28 protein-coding genes are annotated in these 23551 nt (G+C 65.7%); 13 read left to right on the forward strand and 15 right to left on the reverse strand.

Features of this window, described 5'->3' with window-relative positions; translation table 11 throughout:
• Both hemB and GGC65_RS11190 read right to left on the reverse strand, forming a co-directional pair.
• The gene (gene hemB, locus GGC65_RS11185) at positions 1 to 999 is read right to left on the reverse strand and encodes a porphobilinogen synthase (protein ID WP_192647230.1); all 999 of its coding nucleotides are present in this window, start codon (positions 997 to 999) and stop codon (positions 1 to 3) included.
• A 60-nt stretch (positions 1000 to 1059) separates the two neighbouring features.
• Complete coding sequence (locus GGC65_RS11190) at positions 1060 to 2577, reverse strand: M23 family metallopeptidase (protein WP_225940781.1); 1518 nt, start codon at positions 2575 to 2577, stop codon at positions 1060 to 1062.
• A 301-nt stretch (positions 2578 to 2878) separates the two neighbouring features.
• Here GGC65_RS11190 and GGC65_RS11195 point away from each other — a divergent pair, with 301 nt between their 5' ends.
• From GGC65_RS11195 to GGC65_RS11220, 6 genes are all read left to right on the forward strand, one after another.
• Positions 2879 to 5662 (forward strand): helicase-related protein, encoded by a 2784-nt coding sequence (locus GGC65_RS11195; RefSeq protein WP_192647232.1) that lies wholly within the window; start codon positions 2879 to 2881, stop codon positions 5660 to 5662.
• The gene (locus tag GGC65_RS11200; RefSeq protein ID WP_192647233.1) at positions 5662 to 6021 is read left to right on the forward strand and encodes a S4 domain-containing protein; all 360 of its coding nucleotides are present in this window, start codon (positions 5662 to 5664) and stop codon (positions 6019 to 6021) included. The genes GGC65_RS11195 and GGC65_RS11200 overlap by 1 nt, the downstream gene beginning before the upstream one ends.
• A gap of 114 nt (positions 6022 to 6135) precedes the next feature.
• Positions 6136 to 6474: a ferredoxin FdxA gene (gene fdxA, locus GGC65_RS11205; RefSeq protein ID WP_192647234.1), complete on the forward strand. Its 339-nt coding sequence runs from the start codon at positions 6136 to 6138 to the stop codon at positions 6472 to 6474.
• Positions 6475 to 6613: 139 nt separating this feature from the next.
• The gene (gene clpP / locus GGC65_RS11210; RefSeq protein ID WP_192647235.1) at positions 6614 to 7264 is read left to right on the forward strand and encodes an ATP-dependent Clp endopeptidase proteolytic subunit ClpP; all 651 of its coding nucleotides are present in this window, start codon (positions 6614 to 6616) and stop codon (positions 7262 to 7264) included.
• A 170-nt stretch (positions 7265 to 7434) separates the two neighbouring features.
• Positions 7435 to 8706: an ATP-dependent Clp protease ATP-binding subunit ClpX gene (clpX, locus tag GGC65_RS11215; protein WP_192647236.1), complete on the forward strand. Its 1272-nt coding sequence runs from the start codon at positions 7435 to 7437 to the stop codon at positions 8704 to 8706.
• Between the two features lie 271 nt (positions 8707 to 8977).
• Positions 8978 to 11641 (forward strand): TonB-dependent receptor, encoded by a 2664-nt coding sequence (locus GGC65_RS11220; RefSeq protein ID WP_192647237.1) that lies wholly within the window; start codon positions 8978 to 8980, stop codon positions 11639 to 11641.
• Between the two features lie 103 nt (positions 11642 to 11744).
• Here the strand turns inward: GGC65_RS11220 and GGC65_RS11225 are convergent, their stop codons facing one another.
• The 10 genes from GGC65_RS11225 to GGC65_RS11270 form a co-directional block, all read right to left on the reverse strand.
• The gene (locus GGC65_RS11225; protein ID WP_192647238.1) at positions 11745 to 12155 is read right to left on the reverse strand and encodes a SufE family protein; all 411 of its coding nucleotides are present in this window, start codon (positions 12153 to 12155) and stop codon (positions 11745 to 11747) included.
• Positions 12156 to 12285: 130 nt separating this feature from the next.
• Positions 12286 to 12531: a hypothetical protein gene (locus GGC65_RS11230; RefSeq protein ID WP_192647239.1), complete on the reverse strand. Its 246-nt coding sequence runs from the start codon at positions 12529 to 12531 to the stop codon at positions 12286 to 12288.
• A gap of 23 nt (positions 12532 to 12554) precedes the next feature.
• Positions 12555 to 12818 carry a hypothetical protein gene (locus tag GGC65_RS11235; RefSeq protein ID WP_192647240.1) on the reverse strand — a complete coding sequence of 88 codons (264 nt, stop codon included), beginning with the start codon at positions 12816 to 12818 and terminating at the stop codon, positions 12555 to 12557.
• Between the two features lie 29 nt (positions 12819 to 12847).
• Complete coding sequence (locus tag GGC65_RS11240) at positions 12848 to 13111, reverse strand: hypothetical protein (RefSeq protein WP_192647241.1); 264 nt, start codon at positions 13109 to 13111, stop codon at positions 12848 to 12850.
• A 12-nt stretch (positions 13112 to 13123) separates the two neighbouring features.
• The gene (locus tag GGC65_RS11245) at positions 13124 to 13441 is read right to left on the reverse strand and encodes a hypothetical protein (protein ID WP_192647242.1); all 318 of its coding nucleotides are present in this window, start codon (positions 13439 to 13441) and stop codon (positions 13124 to 13126) included.
• 14 nt (positions 13442 to 13455) lie between these two features.
• A complete protein-coding gene (locus GGC65_RS11250; RefSeq protein WP_037513611.1) occupies positions 13456 to 13755 on the reverse strand; it encodes a hypothetical protein in 300 nt (99 codons plus the stop codon).
• A 39-nt stretch (positions 13756 to 13794) separates the two neighbouring features.
• Positions 13795 to 14175 (reverse strand): envelope stress response membrane protein PspC, encoded by a 381-nt coding sequence (pspC, locus tag GGC65_RS11255; RefSeq protein ID WP_137891839.1) that lies wholly within the window; start codon positions 14173 to 14175, stop codon positions 13795 to 13797.
• Position 14176: 1 nt separating this feature from the next.
• On the reverse strand, positions 14177 to 14455 hold the full coding sequence (pspB, locus tag GGC65_RS11260) for an envelope stress response membrane protein PspB (protein ID WP_037554911.1): 279 nt from the start codon (positions 14453 to 14455) through the stop codon (positions 14177 to 14179).
• Positions 14456 to 14467: 12 nt separating this feature from the next.
• Positions 14468 to 15130 (reverse strand): phage shock protein PspA, encoded by a 663-nt coding sequence (pspA, locus tag GGC65_RS11265; protein WP_192647243.1) that lies wholly within the window; start codon positions 15128 to 15130, stop codon positions 14468 to 14470.
• A gap of 97 nt (positions 15131 to 15227) precedes the next feature.
• Complete coding sequence (locus GGC65_RS11270; protein ID WP_192647244.1) at positions 15228 to 15398, reverse strand: hypothetical protein; 171 nt, start codon at positions 15396 to 15398, stop codon at positions 15228 to 15230.
• Between the two features lie 179 nt (positions 15399 to 15577).
• Between GGC65_RS11270 and pspF the strand changes: the two genes are divergently transcribed.
• On the forward strand, positions 15578 to 16606 hold the full coding sequence (gene pspF, locus GGC65_RS11275) for a phage shock protein operon transcriptional activator (RefSeq protein WP_192647245.1): 1029 nt from the start codon (positions 15578 to 15580) through the stop codon (positions 16604 to 16606).
• 12 nt (positions 16607 to 16618) lie between these two features.
• Here pspF and GGC65_RS11280 read toward each other — a convergent pair whose 3' ends face one another.
• Entirely contained in the window at positions 16619 to 17128 is a 510-nt protein-coding gene (locus GGC65_RS11280; RefSeq protein WP_192647246.1) for a hypothetical protein, read from the reverse strand.
• A 228-nt stretch (positions 17129 to 17356) separates the two neighbouring features.
• On the opposite strand from GGC65_RS11280, the gene rplU reads away from it, so the two are divergent.
• From rplU to GGC65_RS11295, 3 genes are all read left to right on the forward strand, one after another.
• On the forward strand, positions 17357 to 17845 hold the full coding sequence (gene rplU / locus GGC65_RS11285) for a 50S ribosomal protein L21 (RefSeq protein ID WP_062185155.1): 489 nt from the start codon (positions 17357 to 17359) through the stop codon (positions 17843 to 17845).
• A gap of 52 nt (positions 17846 to 17897) precedes the next feature.
• Positions 17898 to 18167, forward strand: a complete 270-nt coding sequence (gene rpmA / locus GGC65_RS11290) for a 50S ribosomal protein L27 (RefSeq protein WP_037513604.1) — start codon at positions 17898 to 17900, stop codon at positions 18165 to 18167.
• A 239-nt stretch (positions 18168 to 18406) separates the two neighbouring features.
• A complete protein-coding gene (locus tag GGC65_RS11295) occupies positions 18407 to 19003 on the forward strand; it encodes a GNAT family N-acetyltransferase (RefSeq protein ID WP_192647247.1) in 597 nt (198 codons plus the stop codon).
• Positions 19004 to 19036: 33 nt separating this feature from the next.
• Here the strand turns inward: GGC65_RS11295 and GGC65_RS11300 are convergent, their stop codons facing one another.
• Complete coding sequence (locus GGC65_RS11300; RefSeq protein WP_192647248.1) at positions 19037 to 19630, reverse strand: DUF937 domain-containing protein; 594 nt, start codon at positions 19628 to 19630, stop codon at positions 19037 to 19039.
• A gap of 179 nt (positions 19631 to 19809) precedes the next feature.
• Between GGC65_RS11300 and GGC65_RS11305 the strand changes: the two genes are divergently transcribed.
• From GGC65_RS11305 to GGC65_RS11315, 3 genes are all read left to right on the forward strand, one after another.
• Positions 19810 to 20208, forward strand: coding sequence for a DUF3597 domain-containing protein (locus GGC65_RS11305; RefSeq protein WP_039577117.1), 399 nt, complete (start codon positions 19810 to 19812; stop codon positions 20206 to 20208).
• A 123-nt stretch (positions 20209 to 20331) separates the two neighbouring features.
• Positions 20332 to 22176 (forward strand): DUF885 domain-containing protein, encoded by a 1845-nt coding sequence (locus GGC65_RS11310; protein WP_192647249.1) that lies wholly within the window; start codon positions 20332 to 20334, stop codon positions 22174 to 22176.
• Positions 22176 to 23090: a DUF2268 domain-containing putative Zn-dependent protease gene (locus GGC65_RS11315; protein ID WP_192647250.1), complete on the forward strand. Its 915-nt coding sequence runs from the start codon at positions 22176 to 22178 to the stop codon at positions 23088 to 23090. The genes GGC65_RS11310 and GGC65_RS11315 overlap by 1 nt, the downstream gene beginning before the upstream one ends.
• On the opposite strand, the gene GGC65_RS11320 is transcribed toward GGC65_RS11315, so the two are convergent.
• The gene (locus GGC65_RS11320) at positions 23087 to 23536 is read right to left on the reverse strand and encodes a hypothetical protein (RefSeq protein WP_192647251.1); all 450 of its coding nucleotides are present in this window, start codon (positions 23534 to 23536) and stop codon (positions 23087 to 23089) included. The two genes, GGC65_RS11315 and GGC65_RS11320, sit on opposite strands and share 4 nt — an antisense overlap.
• Between the last annotated feature and the right edge of the window lie 15 nt (positions 23537 to 23551).

The raw sequence follows: 23551 nt of genomic DNA on the forward strand, positions 1-23551 counted from the left end.
TCAGGCGCCGAGGAGCCGTGCGGCATGGAGCGCGTGATAGCTCAAAACCCCCGACGCGCCCGCACGGCGGAAAGCGAGCAAGGTTTCGAGGACGAGCGCGTCGCGGTCGCCCGCGCCCGCGGCCGCGGCAGCCTCGATCATCGCATATTCGCCCGACACCTGGTACGCGTAGACGGGCACGGCGAAATTGTCCTTCACCGCGCGGACGATGTCGAGATAGGGCAGCCCGGGCTTCACCATCACGCTGTCGGCGCCCTCGGCGAGGTCCTGTGCGACTTCGCGCAAGGCCTCCTCGCTGTTCGCCGGGTCCATCTGGTACGTCTTCTTATCGCCCTTGAGCAGCCCGCGCGAGCCGACCGCGTCGCGGAACGGACCGTAGAAGGCCGAGGCATATTTGGCGGCGTAGCTCATGATCTGGACATGGCCGAAACCCTCAACCTCGAGCGCCTGCCGGATCGCGCCGATGCGGCCGTCCATCATGTCGCTGGGCGCGATGATGTCGGCGCCGGCGCGCGCCTGGTTGAGCGCCTGCCCCACCAGCACCTCGACCGTTTCGTCGTTGAGCACATAGCCCGCATCGTCGATCAGCCCGTCCTGCCCGTGGCTGGTATAGGGATCGAGCGCGACGTCGGTGAGGATGCCGATATCGTCGCCGAGCGCCTGCTTGATCGCGGCGGTGGCACGGCACATGAGATTATCGGGATTGAGCGCCTCGCCGCCATCGGCGCTGCGCCGGTCGGTCTGCGTATAGGGAAAGAGCGCGAGGCACGGGATGCCCGCGGCGACCGCTTCCTTCGCGCGCTCGACGAGAAGGTCGACCGACCAGCGCGACACGCCGGGCAGGCTCGATATCGGTTCCTCGGCGCCCGATCCGTCGGCGACGAAGAGCGGCCAGATGAGATTCGAGGGCGAGAGATGGGTTTCGCGCACCATTGCGCGACTCCAGCCGGTGCGGCGGGTGCGGCGCAGGCGCAGGTCAGGGAAAGCGGCTTGGGTCATGCGGGGTGCATAGCGGCGCCGGGCCGCGGGGCAAATGGATAATGCCGCTTTAGCGGAGGGTCAGATCCCGTCGCCCGCGCGTTTCGAGGCGACGTCGGCGAGGCTGCCGAGCTTCGGCCGCTCGACCTGTTTGGGTGCGATCGGGGTCAGCGCGGCGCCCGGCGCGATCGACGTCAGCGACCGGATGCGCGCGCGGAAGTCGGCGAGCGCCTTCCCTTCGAGCAAAGCGCGGGTGACGAAAGTCACCGACGACGGGTTCACCGCGCGGCCGTTGCGATAGAGTTCGTAATGGAGGTGCGGGCCGGTCGAGAGGCCGGTCGAGCCGATATAGCCGATCACCTGCCCGCGATTAACGCGCTGGCCGGGGCGCACCGCGATGCGGCTCATATGGCCATAGCCCGTGCCGAGCCCGTTGCCGTGGTTGAGCTTCACATAATTGCCGAAGCCGCCGTGGCGCCCGGCGATGGTGACGACGCCGTCGGTCACCGCATAGATCGGCGCGCCATAGCCGCCGCCGAAGTCCATCCCGCTGTGCATGCGCTTGTAACCGAGGATCGGGTGCCGCCGCATGCCGAAGGTCGATGTCACGCGGCCGTTCGTCGGGCGCGCCATGCCGCCGCGCTGTTCGCCGACGCCCGAGGCCTCGAACCATTGGGTCCGGCCGTCGACGTTCCATTCGAGCATCGAGAGTTTCGATTTTCCGCCGCGGATCAGCCCAGCGTAGAGCAGCTTGCCCGTCTCGCTCTCGCCCGTTTCGGCGCGGCGGTAATCGACGATGATGTCGAACTCGTCGCCGGCGCGGATATCGCTGCCAACCGAAATCTGTTTGCCGACGACGCGAAGATACGACTGGATCGCCTGCGGCGGCGCCCCGGCGGCGCGCGCCGAACGATAAAGGCTGTCGCCGACCCTACCGCGAATCCGCAGCGGGGTCGCGTCGACCGCAATCGGGATGCGGCGCATCACGAGCTGGCCGCCCTGCCGCTCCATTTCGATGCGGAGGTCGAAGCGTGCGCGCATCGCGAGCGCCTCGACCGGACGCGGCATCGTGCGTGCGGCGCGGCGACCGAGGATCAGGTCGATGCGCGTGCCCGGCGCGATGTCGGCGAGCGGAACCGCGCCCGACACCTGGTTTGCCAGCGCTTGGGCCTCGCTGCTGCCGACACCCGAGCGTTCGAGCAGGCGCGCGAAGCTGTCACCGCTGCCCAAGGTGGCGGTGAGTTCGATCTGCGGGCGTTCGGGGGTCTGCGTCAGCGGACGGACGGCGTCGGTCGCCGCCATATGCCGGCCGGTATCGCCGCCATATGCGAGCGGGACGATCATCTGCGCGCGTGCTTCGTTGAAATCGGCGGCGTCGAGCGCAGGGGTTCCGCTTACCTCGAACGGCTGGATCCCCGGGAAGGTCGCGATCGCGGTTCCGCAGAGCAAGGTTAATGTCGCGAGACCGCACCACCATTCGGCGGAACCGATATTGTCGCCAAGGTCGGGAACGAGGTCGAGCTCTGCCAGCCGGTCGCGCCAGCCGAGCCGCGGCTGCGCGTCCGAATCCGCACGCCGCAGCGGTATCGCTTGCGACATCGTGAGGGCGGCCGCGTTGCCGGACATCCCCGCGATGGGTTCGTGACGCTGAAACAAATTGCAACCCCCGCTCGGCGACCAAACCCTACACCCGGCCGCCGAATGATGTTTTCGAGGCGTTGTCTGTAAAGAAAGGTCGTTAAAGTCAATTTAATGGCGGATTTGCCGCGGTTCGTTGCGGCAAGGCGTGGCGGGGTCGGGATATTATGCAACAGTCGCGAAAAAAGCGGCCTCCATCCTATGGTTCGACGATAGGCTGTTGCGCGTGGACCCCGCGCATGTCAGCTTGGCTCTCAAGAAAATGACCTCTTCCTCTTCCCAGCCGGTCAAGGCTGTCCTTGGCCCCACCAACACCGGCAAAACCCATTTGGCGGTCGAGCGCCTGACCGCCCATTCGAGCGGCATGATCGGCTTTCCGCTGCGCCTGCTGGCGCGCGAGGTTTACGACCGCGTGGTCGCAATCAAGGGCGCGGCGCAGGTCGGGCTGGTCACCGGCGAAGAGCGAATCATCCCGCCCGATGCGCGCTACCTGCTCGGAACGATGGAGGCCCTGCCCGTCGAGCGCGACGTTGCCTTCGTCGGGATCGACGAGGCGCAGCTCGGCGCCGATCCCGAGCGCGGGCATGTCTTCACCGACCGGCTGCTGCGCGCACGCGGGCGCGAAGAGACGATGATCCTCGGCTCGGCGAGCATCCGCGGACTCGTCAAGGGACTGGTGCCCGAGGCCGAGATCATCACCCGGCCGCGCTTTTCGACCCTGAGCTATGCCGGATCGTCGAAGCTCTCGCGCCTGCCCAAGCGCTCAGCGATCGTCGCCTTCTCGGCCGAGGAAGTCTATGCGATCGCCGAAATGCTGCGCCGCTTTTCGGGCGGCGCCGCGGTCGTGATGGGCGCGCTCAGCCCGAAGACGCGCAATTCGCAGGTCGCCATGTTCGAGGCGGGCGAGGTCGATTATCTCGTCGCCACCGACGCGATCGGCATGGGGCTCAATCTCGACGTCCAGCATGTCGCCTTCGCGAGCTTGCAGAAATTCGACGGACGGCGCCTCCGCCGCCTGACCATCTCGGAAATGGCGCAGATCGCGGGCCGCGCCGGACGCCACCAGCAGGACGGCAGCTTCGGCACCGTCGGCTTGCCGCAAGGCGGCTTCACCCCCGAGGAAATCGCCGCGATCGAGGGGCATCATTTCCCGCCGCTGCCCAGCCTCTTCTGGCGCAACCCGACCCCGGGCTTCGGCTCGCTCGACCAGCTACTGTCCGATCTTGCCCAGCCGCCGAGCCAGCCGATGCTGCGCCCCGCGCCCGAGGCGGTCGACATCGCGGTACTCAAACATCTCGCGGGCGACATGGAAGTGCGCGCGCGCGGCGGTGATTTCGACGCGGTCCAGCGCCTTTGGGACGTGTGCGGCCTGCCCGATTTCGAGCAACTCGGCGCCGAGCATCACAGCCGCACGGTGTTCAAGCTGTGGCAGTGGCGCACGAATGGCGACGGGATGATCGATCCCGACTGGTTCGCGCGGCGCCTCGCGCGACTGAACGATGTCGAGGGAGACATCGACCAGCTCGCGAGCCGCATCGCCGCGGTGCGGACGCTTTGCTTCATCGCGCAGCGCGGCGACTGGATCGCGGGCGCGGCGGGATGGACCGAGCAGACGCAGGCGCTCGAATCGCGCCTGTCCGACGCACTGCATGCGGCGCTCGCGCAGCGTTTCGTCGACCGGCGGCTCGCGCTGCTGCTCCGCGACGCGGGACAGCGCGGCGCCGCGCTGCCGGTCGCGGTCGGCGCCGACGGCACCGTCGCGGTCGACGGCGAGGCGATCGGCACGCTCAAGGGCTTTCAGTTCAAGGTCGACCCGGTCGCGAAGGCGAGCGATCACCGCATGTTGCTCGCCGCCGCCGAAAAGCACCTACGCGCCGAACTCGCGCGCCGCGCGACCGCGCTCGCCGAGGGCGACGACAGCGCGCTGTCGCTGATCGCCGAACCGGGAACGGCGCCGCGCCTCGCCTGGCACGGCCACGCCATCGCGACGCTCGCGCGCGGACCGACGCTCGTCCAGCCGGCGATCCAGGTCGACCCCTCGCTGCGGCGGCTGGAGCCCCAGCAGGTTCAGGCGATTTCCGAACGGCTCCAGCGCTTCGTCGCCACACAGCTCGCGCGCCACGCCGGACCGCTCGCGGCGATGGGCGAAGCCGCAGGCGACCTGTTCACCCCGCCGCGCGTCCGCGCGCTGCTCGCCGCGCTCACCGACAATAGCGGGACGATCGGGCGCGCCGTCGTCGAGGAGCAGCTCAACGCGCTGACGCCCGAGGAACGCCCGCAGCTGCGCAAGCTCGGCTTTACCATCGGCTCGCTCGATCTGTTCCACCCGCTGCTCCTCAAGCCCGAGGCGGTGCGCTGGCGTGCAGCGCTGATGGCGGCACAGCAGGGCGCGCTGGTTCCCGCGCTGCCGCCGCAGGGCGCGGTGCTGCAAAAGACCGGCAGCCATGCGGGGCTGGTGATCGCGGGTTTCCGCCGCTGCGCGTCGGGCTGGCTGCGCATCGACATGGCGGAAAAGCTTGCCCGGCAGGCGCATGCCGCACGGATGCAGGCGGCGGCACCGCCGACCGCACCGCTGGCGGGCCGCGACGATCATCACGACGATCATGCGCATGACGAGCATGAGGGCGTCAGTGCCGCGCCCCCGCCCGGCTTTATCATCGACCCGGCGCTCGCGACCTCGCTCGGGCTCGACGAGGAAACGCGCCGCGCCTTGCTCGGCAGCTTCGGTTTTCGCGGCGTCGGCGAACCCGCACTCCAGCGCTGGCGCTGGTCGGGGCTGCGCAAACCGGCCGAAAAACGCCCGCGCCGCAAACCGCATCCGCAGCGCAAAAACGCCGAGGCGCCGCCGCGCACCGCGAACGGCGAAGCGCGGCGGCCGCCCACGCACCAAACAAAGGGCAAGCGCGGCAAGCCCGACAAACCGCGTATCGACGCCCCGCGCCCACCGCGCCCCGATCGCCCGCAACGGCCCGAGCGTCGCGGCCCGTCGCCCAACAGCCCCTTCGCCGGCCTCGCCGCGCTCCTCGCCGACGCGCGCAAAGACTGATGGCGAGTCCGGGCGCCGCGGGAAGCATCCGGCTGGACAAGCTGCTGTGGTTCCTGCGTTTCGCCCGTTCGCGCAGCATGGCGCAGGCGATGGTCGAGGCAGGCCATATTCGGCTCGACGGGCGACGGATCACGCGGTCGTCGTGCGCGGTCCACGCCGGGTCGACGCTGGTGCTGCCCGTCGGCGAGCGGATCGAGGTGCTGCGCCTGCTGTCCTTGCCGCTCCGCCGCGGTCCCGCGCCCGAGGCGCAGGCCTGTTACCAGCGGCTCGATCCCGGGGTTTCGCAGCCCGCACCGGCGGCTATCGACGCCGATGGAAATGCTTTGCACCCCGAAGACCTCGATCACCCTAATCAGTGAGAGTGATTCGCAACTGTCGCTTAGCGTTGACGCGCCGCCGTCACGCGGCATAGAGGCGAGCCCATATGGAGAGCCTGACGGCCCGATTGCCGTCATCTGAGGGAGCCTGAACCCATGACCTATGTCGTCACCGATGCCTGCGTCCGGTGCAAATATATGGACTGTGTCGAGGTGTGCCCCGTCGACTGTTTCTATGAGGGCGAGAATATGCTCGTCATCAACCCGAACGAGTGCATCGACTGCGGCGTCTGCGAACCCGAATGCCCCGCCGAGGCGATCCTGCCCGACACCGAGAGCGGGCTCGAAAAATGGCTCGAAGTGAACGCGAAGTTCAGCGCCGAATGGCCGAACATCACGGTCAAGAAGGAAACCCCTGCCGACGCCGACGAATTCAAGGGCGTCGAGAACAAGTTCGAGACGCTCTTCTCGCCCGAACCCGGCGAAGGCGACTGATACAAAGTGGGGCGGGACTTTCCCGCCCCTTCTTTTTGCCCCCTTGAAAGACCTTCGCTTGGCGACGATGTAGGATGGCGGAGGGGCCAGCCAGCCGGTTCTCGGCGCGGCGCTCCATAAACATAAGGACGAATTCCCAATGATCGACCCGCTCGCCGCCCTTGTTCCCGTCGTCGTCGAACAGACGAGCCGCGGCGAACGCAGCTTCGACATTTTCTCACGCCTGCTGCGCGAACGGATCGTCTTCGTCACCGGCGAGGTCGAGGACCAGATGGCCTCGCTGATCGTCGCCCAACTGCTGTTCCTCGAATCGGAGAATCCGAAGAAGGACATCTATATGTACATCAACTCGCCGGGCGGAGTCGTCACGGCGGGCATGGCGATTCACGACACGATGCAATATATCCGTCCGCGCGTCGGCACGGTGTGCATCGGGCAGGCCGCATCGATGGGCAGCTTCCTGCTCGCCGCCGGCGAACCCGGAATGCGCGTCGCGCTGTCGAACGCCCGCGTGATGATCCACCAGCCGTCGGGCGGTGCACGCGGCATGGCGTCGGACATCGAAATCCAGGCGCGCGAAATCCTGCGCATCCGCAAGCGGATGAACGATCTGTACGTCAAATATACCGGCAAGCCGCTGAAAGAGATCGAAAAGGCGATGGACCGCGACACCTTCCTCGAGGCCGAGGAAGCCAAGGCGTTCGGCCTGGTCGACCAGGTGTTCGACCGCCGTCCGGGCCTGCCCGGCGACGAGGCGCCGAAGGATGTGAGCGAAGGCCCGACGCCCTGATCGCCGCGTCCCGAAACGAACCAGTAACCGCGTTTCTTGACGTCCGCTTGGCGCCTTGGTGCTAGGCGGGACATTGAACCCGTGTCACCCAATTGCCATATTGTAATTGGGTGACCGGGGACTAGGATAAAGACGGCAGAGCCCCTTTTGGGCCCGCCATAGGAAGTTTTATGACGAAATTGAGTGGCTCGGACAGCAAGAGCACCCTTTACTGCTCCTTCTGCGGCAAGTCGCAGCACGAAGTCCGCAAGCTGATTGCCGGACCGACCGTGTTCATCTGCGACGAATGCGTCGAGCTGTGCAACGACATCATCCGCGAAGAGATCAAGGGCGGAATCGCCGCGCGCAAGGATGGCGCGGTGCCGACGCCGCTCGAAATCTGCCAGCACCTCGATTCCTATGTCATCGGCCAGAACACCGCCAAGCGCGTGCTGTCGGTCGCTGTGCACAATCATTACAAGCGCCTCGCAAACAGCGGTCGCGGCGACGACGTCGAACTGGCGAAGTCGAACATCCTGCTCGTCGGCCCGACCGGCAGCGGCAAGACCTTGCTCGCGCAGACGCTCGCGCGCTTCCTCGACGTGCCCTTCACCATGGCCGACGCGACGACGCTCACCGAAGCGGGCTATGTCGGCGAGGATGTCGAGAATATCATCCTGAAGCTGCTGCAGTCGTCCGACTATAATGTCGAAAAGGCGCAGCGCGGCATCGTCTATATCGACGAGATCGACAAGATCAGCCGCAAGGCCGAGAATCCGTCGATCACGCGCGACGTGTCGGGCGAAGGCGTGCAGCAGGCGCTGCTCAAGCTGATGGAAGGCACGACCGCGAGCGTTCCGCCGCAGGGCGGGCGCAAGCACCCGCAGCAGGAATTCCTGCAGGTCGATACGACGAACATCCTGTTCATCGCGGGCGGCGCGTTCAGCGGCCTCGAAAAGATCATCGGCGACCGCCTGCAGGGCAAGTCGATCGGTTTCGGCGCGCATGTCGCCGGCCCCGACGAACGCCGCAGCGGCGAAGTGCTCAAGCAGATCGAGCCCGAGGATCTCCTCAAGTTCGGCCTGATCCCCGAGTTCGTCGGCCGCCTGCCGGTGATCGCGACGCTCGAGGACCTCGACGTCGACGCGCTGGTCAAGATCCTCGGCGAGCCCAAGAACGCGCTGGTCAAGCAGTATAAGAAGCTGTTCGACCTCGAAGAGGTGGCGCTGACCTTCACCGACGATGCGCTTGTCGCGGTCGCGAAGAAGGCGATCGAACGCAAGACCGGCGCACGCGGGCTCCGCTCGATCGTCGAGGCGATCCTGCTCGACACGATGTTCGACCTGCCCGACCTGACCGACGTGGTCGAGATCGTCGTCGACAAGGATGTCGTCGAGGGCCGCAAGGATCCGGTCCGCGTCTATGCCGACAAGGCCAAGGAAGCGGCCGGCGACGCCGCCTGAGTCGTCAATGGGGCGCCCTCCGGGGCGCCCTTTTATGTTGCATTGCAGCAACAGTTTCCGGAAAAAACGAAGTCGCCCCTGTGGATAAATTCCGTCGCTTGACGGAAATTGGCGGTTTTTCGTCCCCCGCCTGAGTGGCGCGCCCCTCCCCCCTTGCACTGTCACAATTGCTGTCACAATCGTGCCACATGCGGGCTTCAGGGGCGCTCGCAGGTCAGGCGCGCCCCGTTTTGCGTGCCCGCCAAATGCACCACCAAAGGGGACATCCAGAATGAAATTCCGTCACACGCTCGCTGCTAGCGTTGCGCTGATTCCGGTCGCGCTGCTTTCCACGCCAGCCTTCGCTCAGTCGACCGGCTCGCAGGACTTCGAAAACGAAATCATCGTCACCGGTTCGCGTTCGAACCAGGGTATCGCCGGCGTCGTCACGCCCGACACGACGAAGGCGAAGGTCGTCCTGACGCAGGAATTCATCGAGCGTCAGTCGCCCGGCCAGACGGTCAACGACCTGATCAACCAGCTTCCCGGCGTCAGCTTCCAGAACAACGATCCGTTCGGTTCGGCCGGCGGCAAGATGACGATCCGCGGGTTCGACAACACGCGCATCAACCAGACGTTCGACGGTATCCCGCTCAACGATTCGGGCAACTATGCGCTCTATTCGAACCAGCAGCTCGATCCCGAACTGATCGACCAGGTCAACGTCAACCTCGGTTCGACCGACGTCGACAGCCCGACCGCTGCGGCTTCGGGTTCGACCGTGAACTATCGCACGCGCACCCCGGGTGAAGAGTTCGGCGTGAAAGTTGTCGGCTCGGCCGGCGACTTCAACTTCTTCCGCATCTTCGGCATGGTCGACACCGGCATCCTGACCCCGTGGGGCACGCGCGCTTTCTTCTCGGCTAGCCAAGCGACCAACGACACGGTGTTTGGTAACGTCGACCTGCCGGGCGTGCCCGCGCATCGCGGCCGCATCAACAAGAAGCAGTTCAACGGCAAGATTTATCAGCCGCTCGGCGACAATGGCGACTTTATCGCGCTCTCGGGCCACTATAACGAAAACCGCAATAACTTCTTCGGTTCGGTCGGCCTGCGCAACGTGCACAACACGGCACTGAACACCGTCCCCAACATCTTCCCGCAGAGCAAGAAAGATCGCGATTACAATATCGCGCGCTGCCAGATTAACACCGTCGCTCGTCCGGGCCAGACCGACACCGCGAACAGCTGCGGCTCGACCTTCGACGAACGCATGAACCCGTCGAACACCGGCAACATCCGCCTGAATTCGCGTTTCACCCTCGCCGAAGGTCTCGTCCTGACCGTCGATCCGAGCTATCAGTATACCAAGGCCAATGGCGGCGGCACCGCTGTCGGCACGGAAGCGCGCCGCGACGTCAATCCGCTGGGTACCCCCGCGGCTGCGAACTGCAACAACACGCCGAACAGCGCAGTGGTCAGCTGCCAGATGGGCTATATCGGCGGCACGCCCTATTATGGCCGTGACCTCAACGGCGACGGCGATCTGCTCGACACCGTTCGCGTGCTCGCACCCAACCAGACCCAGACCCACCGCTACGGCCTGATCACCGGCCTGCGCTACGAAATGGGCGACCACACGTTCCGCGTCTTCTACAGCTGGGAGCGCGCACGCCACCGCCAGACGGGCCAGACCAACTTCCTGCGCCTCGACGGTTCGCCGACCGACCCGTTCCCGGTAAACGATCCGCTGAAGGACGCCGACGGCAATGTCCTGCAGCGCCGCGACCGCAAATCGATCGCCAGCCTGAACCTGTTCGGCGGTGAATATCGCGGCGAATTCGGACGCCTGACCGTTCAGGCGGGTGGCTCGTACAAGATGTTCAAGCGCGATCTGAACAATTATTGCGCCACCTCGAGCGCCACGGGCTTCGTCGAATGCTTCGGCACGAACACCGCCGGTCTTGCCGCCTGGTTGGCTGCGAACCCGACCGTCGTGATCGGCGTCGACCGCAGCACGACCCCGGCGACCAACATCATCGCACCGGTCCAGGGTCCGCAGCAGCGCATCCGCAAGTATAACAAGTTCACGCCGAACGTCGGCCTGACCTACGACGCGACCGACGATGTCAGCATCTTCGCGAACTATTCGAAGGGTGTGCAGGTTCCGGGCACGGACAATCTCTACAACGCCTTCTATTTCCCGGCCGATTCGGACGCGGCCAACCCGGTTCCGGAAACGACCGATAACTTCGACCTCGGCGTGCGCTACACGACCAGCCAGATTCAGGCACAGGTCGGCGTGTGGTACACGATCTTCAAGGATCGTCTCGCCTCTTCGTTCGATCCCGACACCGAGCGTAACGTCTATCGCAACCTCGGTCGCGTCGACAAATATGGCATCGACGGCAGCCTCTCGGTCCGCCCGATCCCCGAATTTGCGGTCACCGCTTTCGGTTCGTACCTGAAGTCGAAGATCAAGGACGATGTCGTCAACGGCGTCTGCACCGCAGTATCGGCTACCTGCGCCAACATCGGGGACGACATCCTCGCTCCGACCAAGGGCAAGCGCGAATCGGGTTCGCCGGTCTACACGTTCGGCGGCCGCGTCCAGGGTGAACTCGGCCCGCTCTCGTTGGGTGCTCAGGTGAAGCGCACCGGCCCGCGTTATGTGAACGACCAGAACACCCCGCTGTTCCAGACGGTCAATGGCGTCGCCAACACGCCGGTCTTTGGCGCCAAGGCCCCGGCCTATACGCTCGTCGATCTCGATGCGCGCCTCGGCCTCGAATGGGCTGGCCTCGGCGACAAGGTCTATTTCCAGGTGAACGTCACCAACCTGTTCGACAAGCTCTACGTCGGCGGTTTCGACGGTCAGCTGGCGAACAACTCGGTTCCGTTCACCCAGATCGGCGCACCGCGGACCTTCATCGGCTCGATCGTCGTCGGCTTCTAAGCCGCTCGGTCAAACGAACGAAATCGGGCGCGGGAGGCAACTCCCGCGCCCTTTTTCTTGTGTGAAACGAATTGGAAGAGCCGTCCCGAGAGGCGGCGAGGCGTCAGCCCGCGACGAGGCGGCGCGCGGTATCCTGTACCAGTGCAATCATGTTGGGGACGCCTTGCGTCCGGTTCGACGACAGCTGGCGCGTCAGCTCGAAAGGCGCGAGCGCGGCGGCGACGTCCATGTCCGCGACTTCGGCCGCCGACTTGTCCTGCACCGCGGCGAGCACGAGCGCGACGATCCCCTTGGTGATCGCGGCATTGCTGTCAGCGAGGAAGTGCAGTTGTCCGTCTTCGCGCGGCACCGGATAGACCCAGACGCTCGCCGAGCAGCCGCGCACCAGCGTCGCGTCGGTCTTGAGCGCGTCGGGCATCGGCTCGAGTTCACGGCCGAGTTCGATCAGCAGGCGATAGCGATCGTCGCCGTCGAGAAAATCATATTCGTCGAAGATGTCGGTCAGGCTGCGCATGGCCGCGCCCCTCGCACAGATGGCGCCGCGTTGGAAGGCCCCGAAACGACATCGGCCCGCTCCCCTGTCAGCCGCCGGACGGATGGCGACTGACAGGGGAGCGAGCCGGTGCCGCGCGAAAGGGCGTCGATTAGAGGTCGACCCCCGCCGCGATGGCTTCGAGCTTGCGCAGCCGTTCCTTGAGGTCGGCGATCTCGATCCGCGACCCCGCGTGCGGGACGCCCGGGTCCTGCGCGAGCGGGGCGTGGCCTGCGGCGAGTTCCTCGCGCTTGAGCTGGATCCAGTCGCGCCAGCCGCGCAGCGCGACCAGGCTGACGATGCTTAGCGCGGTAAGCGCGATCGCCGCGGCGGTGAAATCGGGGGTGATGAAAGCCATGAGCGTTGCTCCTTTTCGGGCATTCAGATTTTGCTGCTGTCGCGCAATTTCTCGATTTCCTGATCGAGCGTGACCGCGCGGTTGTTATCGGTGGCGATGCGTTCGAGCACCTGGATGCGGTCCTTGAGCGCGCGGATTTCGGCCTGCAGCGCCTTGGTTTCGCTGTTGTCGGTGGCGACGAAATAGTCGCCGCCCTTGTGATCGCGGCGGATGCCGTGCTTGGCGCGGACGATGCTGCCGATGGTGACGATCAGGACGATGCCGACAACCATTTCAAACGGGCCCATGGGGAGGTTCCTTTCCGTATATCTTTGTTTTAGTTCAGCGGGGCGTCGCGCAGCTTTTCGATCTCGTCGGCGACATCAATTCCCTTGTCGGTAACGATGCGCTCGAGAACGCGGACGCGTGCCTCCAGCCGTTCGGTTTGCGCCGCATATTGCGCGGCCTTTTCGGCGGTCTCGTGCGTGATCGCCTGGAGCTGCTTTTCCTTGAATTTCAGCGTCCGCTCATAGGCGGCGTAGCCGATGGCCAGCGTGACGGGCAGTCCGACGACGATGGTGAGGATGAAGATGACTTCCATGTTCGCTTCCTCTCAGTTCGAGGGGCGCCGCAGCGCCTCGATCTCGTGGCTCAGCCGATGGCCCTCGTCGGTGACGATGCGCTCGATCACCGCGAGGCGATCCTTCACCGAGCCGAGCTCGGCGCGCAGCTGGGCATTTTCCTGGCTGATCAGCTTGACGCGTTCCATCGCCTCGTCGCTGTTCTTGGGATAGACCGCCTTGCCCCAGCTATTCTCGAGCGGATAACCGTTCTTGACGCGGAGCCAGGTGGTGAAGACCCAGCCGCCGACCCCGGCGAGGCCGACGATCGCGGCGACGGGGGCAATGGCGTTCAGAAGGTCGAGTTCCATTTTCTTCTATCCTCTCAGCGCAGGCGGTCGATCTGGCTGGCGAGCTCTGCCGCCTGGCCGTTGTTTTCGGTGGCGATCCGTTCGAGCACCGAAATCCGCTCTTCCAGCCGGCTGACCTGCCCCGCCAGCTTGGCGTTGTCATCGGTCAGCAGGGCGATTTTTCGATCAGCGTCGGGGTCGGTTCGATGAACCGTGCCGCCCCATTCATTCTCAACGGGATAGCCGTGCTTGGCGCGGATCCAGGTGGTGAACATCCAGCCGCCGATCGACAATGCGATGATGGCGAGGACGAAAGTGGTGCCACCGAAATTCATGTATCTTCCTCCCTGTTGCCGTTTCCGCTTGAGGCCCGATCAGCGGAGAGCGTCGATCTCATCCGCGAGACGGCGGTTGTGGCTGGTGTAATATTGCTCGATGTCGGCAAGCCGGCGGTCGATGTCGCGGAAGCGCGACTTGATGTCGCGGGTCGATGCGGTCGGGTTGCTGCGCACCCCCTGCCAGAATTTCGCTTCCTCGCTCGAACCATAAAGCGCGAACGGCTTGGGCGTGCCCATCCAGGCGACCATCCAGTAAGCGATCAGCGTCCAGGGGAAGCCGCCCATCAGGGTCAGCAGCACCGCGCCGACGCGAACCCAGAGGACGTCGATCCCGCTATAGTCGGCGATTCCCGAACACACACCGCTCCATTTGGCGTTCTGCTTGTCGAGGTAGAATTTCGTGCGGCTGGCAGACATCTCAGTTCCTCCGGTTTGTCATGTTTTCGAGTTGCGCCAGTTCTTCATCGCTGCGTACCGCGGGGCGGAAGTCGGGATGGTCGGCGCTGATGATGCGTTCGACGGTGTGCAGGCGGTTTTCGAGGCGCCGTGCGGTATCGTAAAGTTCGTCGAGCAGCTGTTCATCTTCTCCGGTCAGCGTCTTGGCCTGCTTCCACTTCGTGATGTAGTGGAGGATCAGCCAGGGCAGACCGAGGAAGAGCGTTCCGATGACGATCGGGACAATGATGACTTCTTCCATCGGTCCGGCTCCTTAATTCTTGCCCTGCGCGGCTTTCAGCGCGGCGAGCTCGTCGGCGACCTTGTCGGCGGCCTGCAGTTCGGCGATCTCTTCGTCGAGCGACTTCTTGTAGCCGAGGCTGAGCGCATCGGCGCGACCTTCGGCTTCGTCGACGCGGCGTTCGAGGATCTCGAAGCGCGAGAAGGCATCTTCGACGCGGTCGCCGTTGGTCATTTCGCGCAGCTTGTAGCGGTTCTCGGCGCTTTCGAGGCGGTTGACGACGCTCGACTGGCGCGCGCGGGCTTCGCTGAGCTTCTTCTGCAGCTTGGCGATGTCGGCCTCATAGCCGGTCAGCGCGTCGTCGAGGACGGCGATCTCGGCCTTCAGCTTCTCGGCCATGTCGCCGGCCTTCTGCTTTTCGACGAGCGCGGCGGTGGCGAGGTCTTCGCGGTCCTTCGACAGCGCGAGTTCGGCCTTTTCCTTCCAGCTGTCCTGCAGGCTTTCGAGCTTGGCGATATGACGGCGCATTTCCTTCTGGTCCGCGATCGTGCGGGCGGCGGAGGCGCGGACTTCGACGAGCGTTTCGTTCATCTCGAAGATGATCTGGCGGATCATCTTTTCGGGGTCTTCGGCCCGGTCGAGCAGGTCGGTGACGTTGGCGGCGATGATGTCGCGGGTTCGTGAGAAAATACCCATTTGAAACTCCTGTCGAAAACTTGAGATCTGTATCTTGTTTAAAAAGGCTGGTGCCGGGGCGGGGCAAGGGGGGAGAGTGCCCCGGCACCAGTGCCGGTCAGGCCAAAGCGCTGACCGCCGGGGACATGACAGCGGCAACCAGCGGGCCGGCGGGGGCGCCGGTAACGCTGGCGGCAACCTGGGGCTGGTCGATCACACCGACGAGGATGGCCAGCGCTCCGACCGCGCTGAGCGCGAAAGTGGCGGCCTGGGCAAACATCGTTTTCATGGATCAACCTTCCCTTTGGTTTTCGCTGCACCGGTGCGATTTGCGCCGGTTCGTTGAAATCTTTGCAGGAGGCGTGCCAATTGCATGAACCCGCAGAAAACCGCCGAACTTGACGCGCAGAATCGGCGCCAAATCGATTTAACTTGCCAATCAGCGGGAAAATTTGCCAATGATTGGGAATGGAGCGCGAGACCCAATTTATCGGCCAATCGGCGGCGTTTCAGGACGCGGTCGAACGCGCGAGCCTCGCGGCGTCGCTCGACCGCCCGGTGCTGGTGATCGGCGAGCGCGGGACGGGCAAGGAATTGATCGCCGAGCGCCTGCACCGCCTGTCGACGCGCTGGGACCGACCCTATGTGATCATGAACTGCGCCGCGATGCCCGAGACGTTGATCGAGAGCGAATTGTTCGGGCACGAGGCGGGCGCCTTCACCGGCGCGACGCGCACGCGCGCGGGGCGGTTCGAGGAGGCCGACGGCGGCACGCTGTTCCTCGACGAGCTGGCGACGATGTCGATGGGCGCGCAGGAGCGACTGCTGCGCGCGGTCGAATATGGCGAGGTCACGCGCGTCGGTTCGTCGCGCCCGATCCGCGTCGACGTGCGCATCGTCGCGGCGACGAACGAACATCTGCCCGCGCTGGTCGACGACAATCGGTTCAGGGCCGACCTGCTCGACCGCCTGTCGTTCGAGGTCATCACCCTGCCCCCGCTACGCGCGCGCGAAGGCGATATCGAGGTGCTCGCCACCTATTTCGGCCAGCGCATGGCGGCGGTGCTCGGCTGGGACGAGTGGCCGGGGTTCGGCCCGCGCGCGCTCGCCGCGATGGAAGGGCACGACTGGCCGGGCAATGTCCGTGAACTGCGCAATGTGATCGAGCGCGCCATCTATCGCTGGGCCGACCCGTCGAAGCCGGTCGATGCACTGAGCTTCGATCCGTTCGCCAGCCCGTGGCAGCCCGTCGTGCGCAAACCCGCCGCAAAGGCCGAGGCCGCCCCTGCGGCGCCCGCAAGTGACGCCGCACCCACTACCGCGCCGCCCTCCGGCCCGGTCAGCGACCTGCGCGCGGCGGTCGATGGATATGAGAAGCAAATTCTCGCGGACACGATGGCGCGCTGCCGCTTCAACCAGAAGGTTGCAGCCGAAGCACTGGGGCTGAGTTATGACCAGATTCGCCATGCGCTGAAGAAGCACGGGCTGAATCAGTAAAGAGGCAGGACCTTACTGCCCCGGCAACTGGCTACTCAAAGCCTCGATCACCGCATCCTGCGTCGAAACCAGATCGGCGAGGCGGTCGCGGAGCGCGTAGATGTCGGGCAGGCCGTCGACCTGCTCGTCGACGCTGCGTTCGAGATAGAGCCGGTCGATATCGGCGAGCGCCCCGGTGACCGGCGCGCGCGCCGCGGTCAGCCGCGAGATCGCCTGCTGCGCCACGACCCAACGCTCGCTGGCGACCGGCGCCCCCGCGGCAGCCGAGACGAGCGCCGCGGTCGCGCTGCGTTCGGCGGCGAAGGCCTGCTGCCCCGCGGCGCCATCCGATTCCCAGCGCGCGAGCCGGCCGGCAAGGTCGGTTGGCAGCGGGCCCGGCGGGGCGACAACAGGCGCGGGCGGCGCGACATCGAATCGCCCCTCGACCGGGCGCTTGGCGAGCGAGGGGCCGTCGTTGGCCTGCGTCCCGGCACAGGCGGGCAGCGGCAGGAGCAACGGGGCAAAAAGAAGGGCGCGCTTCATCGCCGCCCCTGATATGGGCGCACCGACGGCGCAGCAAGCACCGAATCGGCGGCGCGGGCGATAATCGACCCCGCCCCGCGCTTTTGGACAAAAAGCGCGGGATTTGGCGGTTGACAGCAACGGCCTGGCTCGCTAGTGGCGCTGACTTTCCCGCATGCCGGAAAAATCGCCTGCTTTGGCGGGTGACTGGCAGCGCGGGTGTTTTAGTTTCTGATTGGATGGAAGACCATGTTCGCAATCGTGCGCACGGGCGGCAAGCAGTATCGCGTCGCCGCTGGAGACAAGATCGCCGTTGAAAAGATCGACGGCGAAGCTGGCGACACCGTGTCGCTGGGCGACATCCTGCTGGCCGGTGACGGCGGCGAAGTGAAGAGCGCCGAAGGCCTCGTCGTTTCGGCCGAGATCATCGCCCAGACGCGCGGCGAAAAGGTCATCGTCTTCAAGAAGCGCCGCCGGCACAATTATCGTCGCCGCAACGGTCACCGCCAGTCGCTGACGCTGCTGCGCATCCTCGCCGTCGGCGATGCCAAGAAGGCCGCGCCGAAGAAGGAAGCCGCTCCGAAGGCAGAGGCCGCTCCGGCCGCCGAAGCCAAGGCTGCTGCACCCGCCAAGGAAGCCGCGCCCAAGAAGGCTGCTGCTCCGAAGGCCGAAGCCGCTGCCGAAGCGCCCGCAAAGAAGCCCGCTGCCAAGAAGGCAGCCCCCAAGAAGGAAGCCTGAGCGCGGCAACGCGGCTCGGCCTCTCGAACGAACGAATTAAGGAGCATCAGTCATGGCACATAAGAAAGCAGGCGGTTCTTCGCGCAACGGTCGCGACTCAGCCGGCCGCCGCCTTGGCGTGAAGAAGTTCGGCGGTCAGGAAGTGATCGGCGGCAACATTATCGTGCGTCAGCGCGGCACCAAGGTTTACCCGGGTGTCAACGTTGGCATGGGCAAGGACCACACGCTGTTCGCAACCGCCGACGGCCAGGTCCGATTCCACGATGGCAAGCTTGGCCGCAAATATGTGTCGGTCGACGCCATGGCGGAAGCCGCCGAATAAGGACGATCTTCCAGGGTCGTCCACCAAGGGATGACCCGGAACGGTCCTTTCCGCATCAGCGGGAACAAAGTTCGAAAAGAGGGAGACGGGTCACCCCCGTACTCCCTTTTTTCTTGTCCAGAATCCGTCACTTGTGACGAGCGGACGCGAAAACGGGGCCGTCCATCTCCCTCCATATCGAATGTCGTCAAAGCGTCACCATCTGGCGCCAAGGCGACAGGCACTGGGAGTTAGAAGACATGTTCGCGCGTACCGAAAGACTGTTGCTGCGGCCCGGCTGGCTGGAAGACGCCCCCGCGCTCGCCCGAGCGATCGGCGAAGAGGCGGTGGTCCGCAACCTCGCGACCGCGCCCTGGCCCTATGGCGAGGCGCAGGCGCAGGAGTTTCTGAGCAAGCCGCTCGATCCCGACCAGCCGCGTTTCCTGATCTTTGCCCGCACCGGCGGCGCGCCGCGCCTTGTCGGCGGCTGCGGCATTTCGCCGAGCCCCGAGGACGGGCTCGAGATGGGTTATTGGATCGCCCGCCCCTATTGGGGTCTCGGTTTTGCCACCGAAGCGGGACGCCAACTGCTCCATATCGCGCGCGCGATGAACCTGCCGAAGCTTTCGGCGGGCCACTTCCTCGACAATCCGGCGTCGGGCACGGTGCTGCGCAAGCTCGGCTTCCGCCCGACCGGCAAGATCGCCCAGCGCTATAGCCTCGCGCGGGGCGGCGAAGCCGCGGTCGCGCTGTTCGAGGAAGGCGACGCCGCCTCGGACGGCACCGTCACCCCGATGCGAAGCCGCATCGGGGTGGACGAGGATTTTCGTGAGGAATTGCGCCTGATCGCGGCGTGAAGGCTCCCCTCCCGCGTGCGGGAGGGGCGTCCCTTAGCCGCGCATCTTGTTGACCATGCCCATGATGTCGTCGAGCGGATTGCCGTCGCCGTCCATGTCGAGCATCTTTCCGAGGCCGCCCAAACCGCCCGCCGACGGCGCCGCGCCGCCGCCCATCGCGCCGCCGAGCACATTGCCGAGCAGACCGCCCAGACCGCCCGAAAGCCCGCCGCTTTCGCCGCCCTGCCCGCCCTGCTTCGCCATATAGCCCGCGGCCATCATCGCGAGGATCGGCAGCATCTGCTTGAGGATGCCCGAATCGATCCCGGTCTGTGCCGCGGCCTGTCCGGCAACGGTGCGGCTCACATCCTTCGATCCGAAAATCTGGCCGAGCACGTCATTGCCTTGCTCGACGGGGGTCGCCTGCGGCCCGAGCACCGAGTCGAGCAGCCCGCCACCGCCGAGTTGGCCGAGCAAACCGCCGAGTCCTTCAACTCCGCCGCCCGACTGCGCCTGTTTCTTGAAACCGCCGAGAATTGCGGGAAGCAGCGCATCGGCGCCCTGCTTGGCCATCGCGGGCGGAATACCCAGCTGATTCGCCATCGATTCGATGCCGCCGGCCTGCGCCAAAATGTCGGTGAGATTCATGGATCCATACTCCCGCTTCGGCACGGATCGGACGCCGCGCCGATACCGATGAGTATAGCAGCGCGCGGACGAAGGACGAGTCGGTCTTTTGACTGTCATTCTCAAATGCATAGTCCTAGCCTGCGGGTGCACGACTCGCCTTTTGGCGATGCGCCATGGTTTCTAGTGGGAGCTAAACAATGAGCATTTTCGGCAAGATCAAGGACGCCATCTTCGGCAAGAAGGCCGTCGCCGCGGAACCCGCCGCCCCGGCCGCGCCCAGCCCCGTCGGCACCGCGCTCGACGCCGCAACGCAAGCCATGGCCGCCGCGGCTGCCGCTCCCGTCGATGTCGACGCGATCCTCACCGCCGAGGCCGCGAACGCCGGACAGGATCTCAACTGGCGCACGTCGATCGTCGATCTGATGAAGCTGCTCGGCATCGATTCGAGCCTCGCCAACCGCAAGGAGCTGGCGCAGGAGCTTGGCTATACCGGCGAACTCGATGGCAGCGCCGAAATGAACATCTGGCTGCACAAGGCGGTGATGCGCGAACTCGCCGCGAACGGCGGCAAGGTGCCCGCCGACCTTACCGACTGACGAACGTCCGATAAAATTCGACGGGGGCGGGTAAGCATCGGCTTTCCCGCCCCCTTTTCGTTGACCCTCGCGCGGCGCTCCCTAGACAGGTTTCACAAGAAACAAGTCGCCAGGGAGCCGCCCGTGTCCAATCCGCTTTCCACGCCCGTCAGCCGCCGCCAGACGCTCGCCACGCTCGGCGCCAGCACCGCAGGGCTTGCCCTCGCTGGCCCCGCATCGGCCTTGCAGGCCGCACCCAAGAGCGACGCGCAGAAGCTGCTCGACTCGATCGCCGACAATCTGATCGCGCTGTCGCCCGAAGGCGCCACCTCGCTCGGCATCGACACCGGCGCGCGCGCCGCCGAACGCGGCAAGCTCGGCGATCGGTCGGCGGCGGGGCAAAAGGCCGTCGCCGACACGCTGAAGGCCGACATCGCGCGCGTGCGCGCCTTCGACAAGGCCGGGCTCGACCACAAGACACGCACCAGCCTCGCCGTGGTCGAAAGCGCCTATGGCGTCGCGCTCGACGGCTTCGCCCTGCCCTATGGCGATGTCGCGGTCGGCGGCTGGCGCAACACGCCCTATGTCGTGATCCAGAATGTCGGCGCCTATCTCGACGTCCCCAAATTCCTCGACAGCGATCATCCGGTGAAAAATGCCGCCGACGCCGAAGCCTATCTCTCGCGCCTCAACGCCTTTCCGGGCGCGCTCGACGGCGAGACCGACCGACTGAAGGCTGCGGGCGCCCAAGGACTGATCGCCCCCGCCTTCCTGATCGACAAGGCGGTGAAGCAGATGGAGGCGAGCCTCGCCGACGCCAAGGCGGGCGGATCGATGGTCGAAAGCCTCGTCCGCCGTACCGGCGAGGCGAAGATCGCGGGCGACTGGTCGGCGCGCTCGGCAAAGATCGTGCAGGGCCCCGTTGCCGCGGCGCTCGAACGCCAGCTTGCCGAGATGAAGGCGCAGCGCGCCAAGGCGACGATGGACGCCGGCATGTGGGCGCGCCCCGGCGGCGACGAATGGTATGCGTGGGGCCTCCGCGCCTCGACGACGACGCGCATGACCCCCGACGAGATCCACGAAATGGGCCGCTCGGAACTTGCCGAACTCCACGGCCGGATGGACCCGATCCTCAAGAAGCTCGGCTATACGCAAGGCTCGGTCGGCGACCGGATGAACGCGCTCGCGAAGGATCCGCGCTTCAAATTCCCCGACAATGACGCCGGCCGCGCCGAGATCCACGCCTATATCCAGACCTGGCTCGGCAAGATCCGTGCGCAATTGCCGCGCGCCTTCCGTACGTTGGTGAAGGGCAATGTCGAGGTGAAACGGCTCCCGCTCGCCGAAGAACCCGGCGCGCCCGCCGCCTATGGCGGCGCGGGGTCGATCGACGGCAGCGTTCCCGGCAAATTCTGGATCAACCTGCGCACCACCGAACTCCACAGTAAATATTCGCTTCCCGATTTGACGATGCACGAGGCGATCCCCGGTCATGTCTGGCAGGGCGAATATGCGAACCAGATGCCGCTCATTCGCACGATGCTGGCGTTCAACGCCTATTCGGAAGGATGGGCCCTGTACGCGGAACAACTTGCCGACGAACTCGGCCTCTATGACGATTTCGAGGTCGGGCGGTTGGGCTATCTCCAGTCGCTGGCGTTCCGCGCCTGCCGCCTCGTCGTCGACACCGGCCTCCATGCGAAACGCTGGACGCGCGAGCAGGGCGTCGACTTTTTCGTCAAGGAAAATGGCTCGAACCCGCTCGAGGTTGCGAGCGAGGTCGACCGCTATTGCAGCTGGGCGGGCCAAGCATGCGGCTACAAGGTCGGGCACAGCGAGATCGTCCGCCAGCGCGGGCTCGCGCAAAAGGCGCTCGGTGCGAAATATGACCTCCGCGATTTCGACGATGTCGTCGTCAAGGGGGGCAATGTCCCGCTCGACGTGCTCGCGCAGAATGTCGACGAATATGTGAAGGGCACAAAGGGCTGATGCGGCGGATCGCGGCCGCGCTCGCGGCGCTTCTGCTCGGCGGGGCGAGCCACGCCGCCGAAGCGCCGCCGCGCGTTACGATCGTCACGTCCGACATCGACCGCTTCTTCGCGCTATACGGCGATCCCGTGCTGGTGGCGGCGCCCGACACGCTTGCGGCGCGCTATCTCGCCGACGCGTCGCCGGGCCTGCAGGAATTCATGGTCCTGCGCCGGATCACGCCCGAAAAGCTGGCGGCTGCGCTGCGCGCCAAGCCGCAACTCTTTGCCGATGCGCGCGGCTGCGCGGCCAAGCTCGGCAATGTCCGCACGCGGCTGGCCGCAGCGACCGACCGGCTCGCGGCGCTCTATCCCGCAGCCAAATTCCCACCGATCACCATCGCGATCGGGCGCGGGACAACCGCGGGCACGGCGAACGCCAAGGGGCTCTACATCGGGCTCGAAACGCTCTGCATGGCAAAGTTTATCGAGGCCGACGACGAGGACCGCTTCGTCAACATCATCGCGCATGAATATGTTCACGCGCAGCAACCGCTCGCGCAGGTCGAGAGCGAGGACGACACCGTGCTTCATGCCGCGCTCGTCGAGGGCGCGGCCGAGTTCGTCGCCGAAAAGATCAGCGGCTCGGTCGGCTATCCGCTGCTCCATCTATGGGCAAAGGGCCGCGAGGCCGAGCTGGAGACCGCCTTCCTTGCCGAGAAGGACGGCAAGGCGATCGGCTCGCGCTGGCTCTACAACCAGCAGGGCAAGGACGGTTGGCCGGGTGACCTCGGCTATTGGGTCGGCTACCGCGTCGCGAAAAGCTATTACGACCGCGCACCCGACAAGGCCGCCGCGATCCGCGAGATCATCGAGATGCGCGACCCGGCCGCCTTCCTCGCGGAGAGCGGCTGGACGCCCGGCATGAAGCTCTAGGCGGGCAAGGGCGCAAGGTCGGGTTCTATGAACCCGCGCCGCGCCGAAACCGAGAAGAGCAGCTCGCGGCTGTAGAAGCGCAGCGGCCAGTCGCGGCGGCCGATGTCGGAGCGCAGCAGCGCGTTGACGCGCGCCGCGAGCCCGGTCTCCGCCGTCTCCGACAGGAACAGCCGCACCCCCGCGACATAGGCGCGCGTGATGCTGTCGTGATAGCCCTGCGTGTCGTCGTTCACGCCGCCGACACTCTCGTTGAACGTGCAGATGATGGTTGCGATCTCGGCATCGATATCGACATCGGGCCGTTCGGTCAGCAGCCAGAGGCAGGCGCCGAGATGCGCTTCATGCGTCCACGCCTCGCGCGGCAACGCGCACGCGAGCAGGCCTTCGCCAAGCGCGCGGATTTCATGGTCGCCTGCAAACAGGCGCGGTTCATATTCGGTGGTCATTGGTCCGGTCCTTCC

The organism is Sphingopyxis sp. OAS728, assembly GCF_014873485.1.
Classification (GTDB): domain Bacteria; phylum Pseudomonadota; class Alphaproteobacteria; order Sphingomonadales; family Sphingomonadaceae; genus Sphingopyxis.

Bases quoted from the DNA above. Each gene is read 5' to 3' on its own strand.
- pspC (WP_137891839.1), bottom strand. From the start codon at position 14,175: ATGTCTGCCAGCCGCACGAAATTCTACCTCGACAAGCAGAACGCCAAA.
- GGC65_RS11315 (WP_192647250.1), top strand. From the start codon at position 22,176: ATGCGGCGGATCGCGGCCGCGCTCGCGGCGCTTCTGCTCGGCGGGGCG.
- pspA (WP_192647243.1), bottom strand. From the start codon at position 15,130: ATGGGTATTTTCTCACGAACCCGCGACATCATCGCCGCCAACGTCACC.
- GGC65_RS11320 (WP_192647251.1), bottom strand. From the start codon at position 23,536: ATGACCACCGAATATGAACCGCGCCTGTTTGCAGGCGACCATGAAATC.
- GGC65_RS11200 (WP_192647233.1), top strand. From the start codon at position 5,662: ATGGCGAGTCCGGGCGCCGCGGGAAGCATCCGGCTGGACAAGCTGCTG.
- pspB (WP_037554911.1), bottom strand. From the start codon at position 14,455: ATGGAAGAAGTCATCATTGTCCCGATCGTCATCGGAACGCTCTTCCTC.
- rplU (WP_062185155.1), top strand. From the start codon at position 17,357: ATGTTCGCAATCGTGCGCACGGGCGGCAAGCAGTATCGCGTCGCCGCT.
- clpX (WP_192647236.1), top strand. From the start codon at position 7,435: ATGACGAAATTGAGTGGCTCGGACAGCAAGAGCACCCTTTACTGCTCC.
- GGC65_RS11235 (WP_192647240.1), bottom strand. From the start codon at position 12,818: ATGGGCCCGTTTGAAATGGTTGTCGGCATCGTCCTGATCGTCACCATC.
- GGC65_RS11195 (WP_192647232.1), top strand. From the start codon at position 2,879: ATGACCTCTTCCTCTTCCCAGCCGGTCAAGGCTGTCCTTGGCCCCACC.
- GGC65_RS11225 (WP_192647238.1), bottom strand. From the start codon at position 12,155: ATGCGCAGCCTGACCGACATCTTCGACGAATATGATTTTCTCGACGGC.
- GGC65_RS11305 (WP_039577117.1), top strand. From the start codon at position 19,810: ATGAGCATTTTCGGCAAGATCAAGGACGCCATCTTCGGCAAGAAGGCC.
- GGC65_RS11220 (WP_192647237.1), top strand. From the start codon at position 8,978: ATGAAATTCCGTCACACGCTCGCTGCTAGCGTTGCGCTGATTCCGGTC.
- clpP (WP_192647235.1), top strand. From the start codon at position 6,614: ATGATCGACCCGCTCGCCGCCCTTGTTCCCGTCGTCGTCGAACAGACG.
- GGC65_RS11295 (WP_192647247.1), top strand. From the start codon at position 18,407: ATGTTCGCGCGTACCGAAAGACTGTTGCTGCGGCCCGGCTGGCTGGAA.
- fdxA (WP_192647234.1), top strand. From the start codon at position 6,136: ATGACCTATGTCGTCACCGATGCCTGCGTCCGGTGCAAATATATGGAC.
- GGC65_RS11280 (WP_192647246.1), bottom strand. From the start codon at position 17,128: ATGAAGCGCGCCCTTCTTTTTGCCCCGTTGCTCCTGCCGCTGCCCGCC.
- GGC65_RS11245 (WP_192647242.1), bottom strand. From the start codon at position 13,441: ATGGAACTCGACCTTCTGAACGCCATTGCCCCCGTCGCCGCGATCGTC.
- GGC65_RS11300 (WP_192647248.1), bottom strand. From the start codon at position 19,630: ATGAATCTCACCGACATTTTGGCGCAGGCCGGCGGCATCGAATCGATG.
- GGC65_RS11270 (WP_192647244.1), bottom strand. From the start codon at position 15,398: ATGAAAACGATGTTTGCCCAGGCCGCCACTTTCGCGCTCAGCGCGGTC.
- GGC65_RS11190 (WP_225940781.1), bottom strand. From the start codon at position 2,577: ATGTCGCAAGCGATACCGCTGCGGCGTGCGGATTCGGACGCGCAGCCG.
- GGC65_RS11230 (WP_192647239.1), bottom strand. From the start codon at position 12,531: ATGGCTTTCATCACCCCCGATTTCACCGCCGCGGCGATCGCGCTTACC.
- GGC65_RS11240 (WP_192647241.1), bottom strand. From the start codon at position 13,111: ATGGAAGTCATCTTCATCCTCACCATCGTCGTCGGACTGCCCGTCACG.
- hemB (WP_192647230.1), bottom strand. From the start codon at position 999: ATGACCCAAGCCGCTTTCCCTGACCTGCGCCTGCGCCGCACCCGCCGC.
- rpmA (WP_037513604.1), top strand. From the start codon at position 17,898: ATGGCACATAAGAAAGCAGGCGGTTCTTCGCGCAACGGTCGCGACTCA.
- pspF (WP_192647245.1), top strand. From the start codon at position 15,578: ATGGAGCGCGAGACCCAATTTATCGGCCAATCGGCGGCGTTTCAGGAC.
- GGC65_RS11250 (WP_037513611.1), bottom strand. From the start codon at position 13,755: ATGAATTTCGGTGGCACCACTTTCGTCCTCGCCATCATCGCATTGTCG.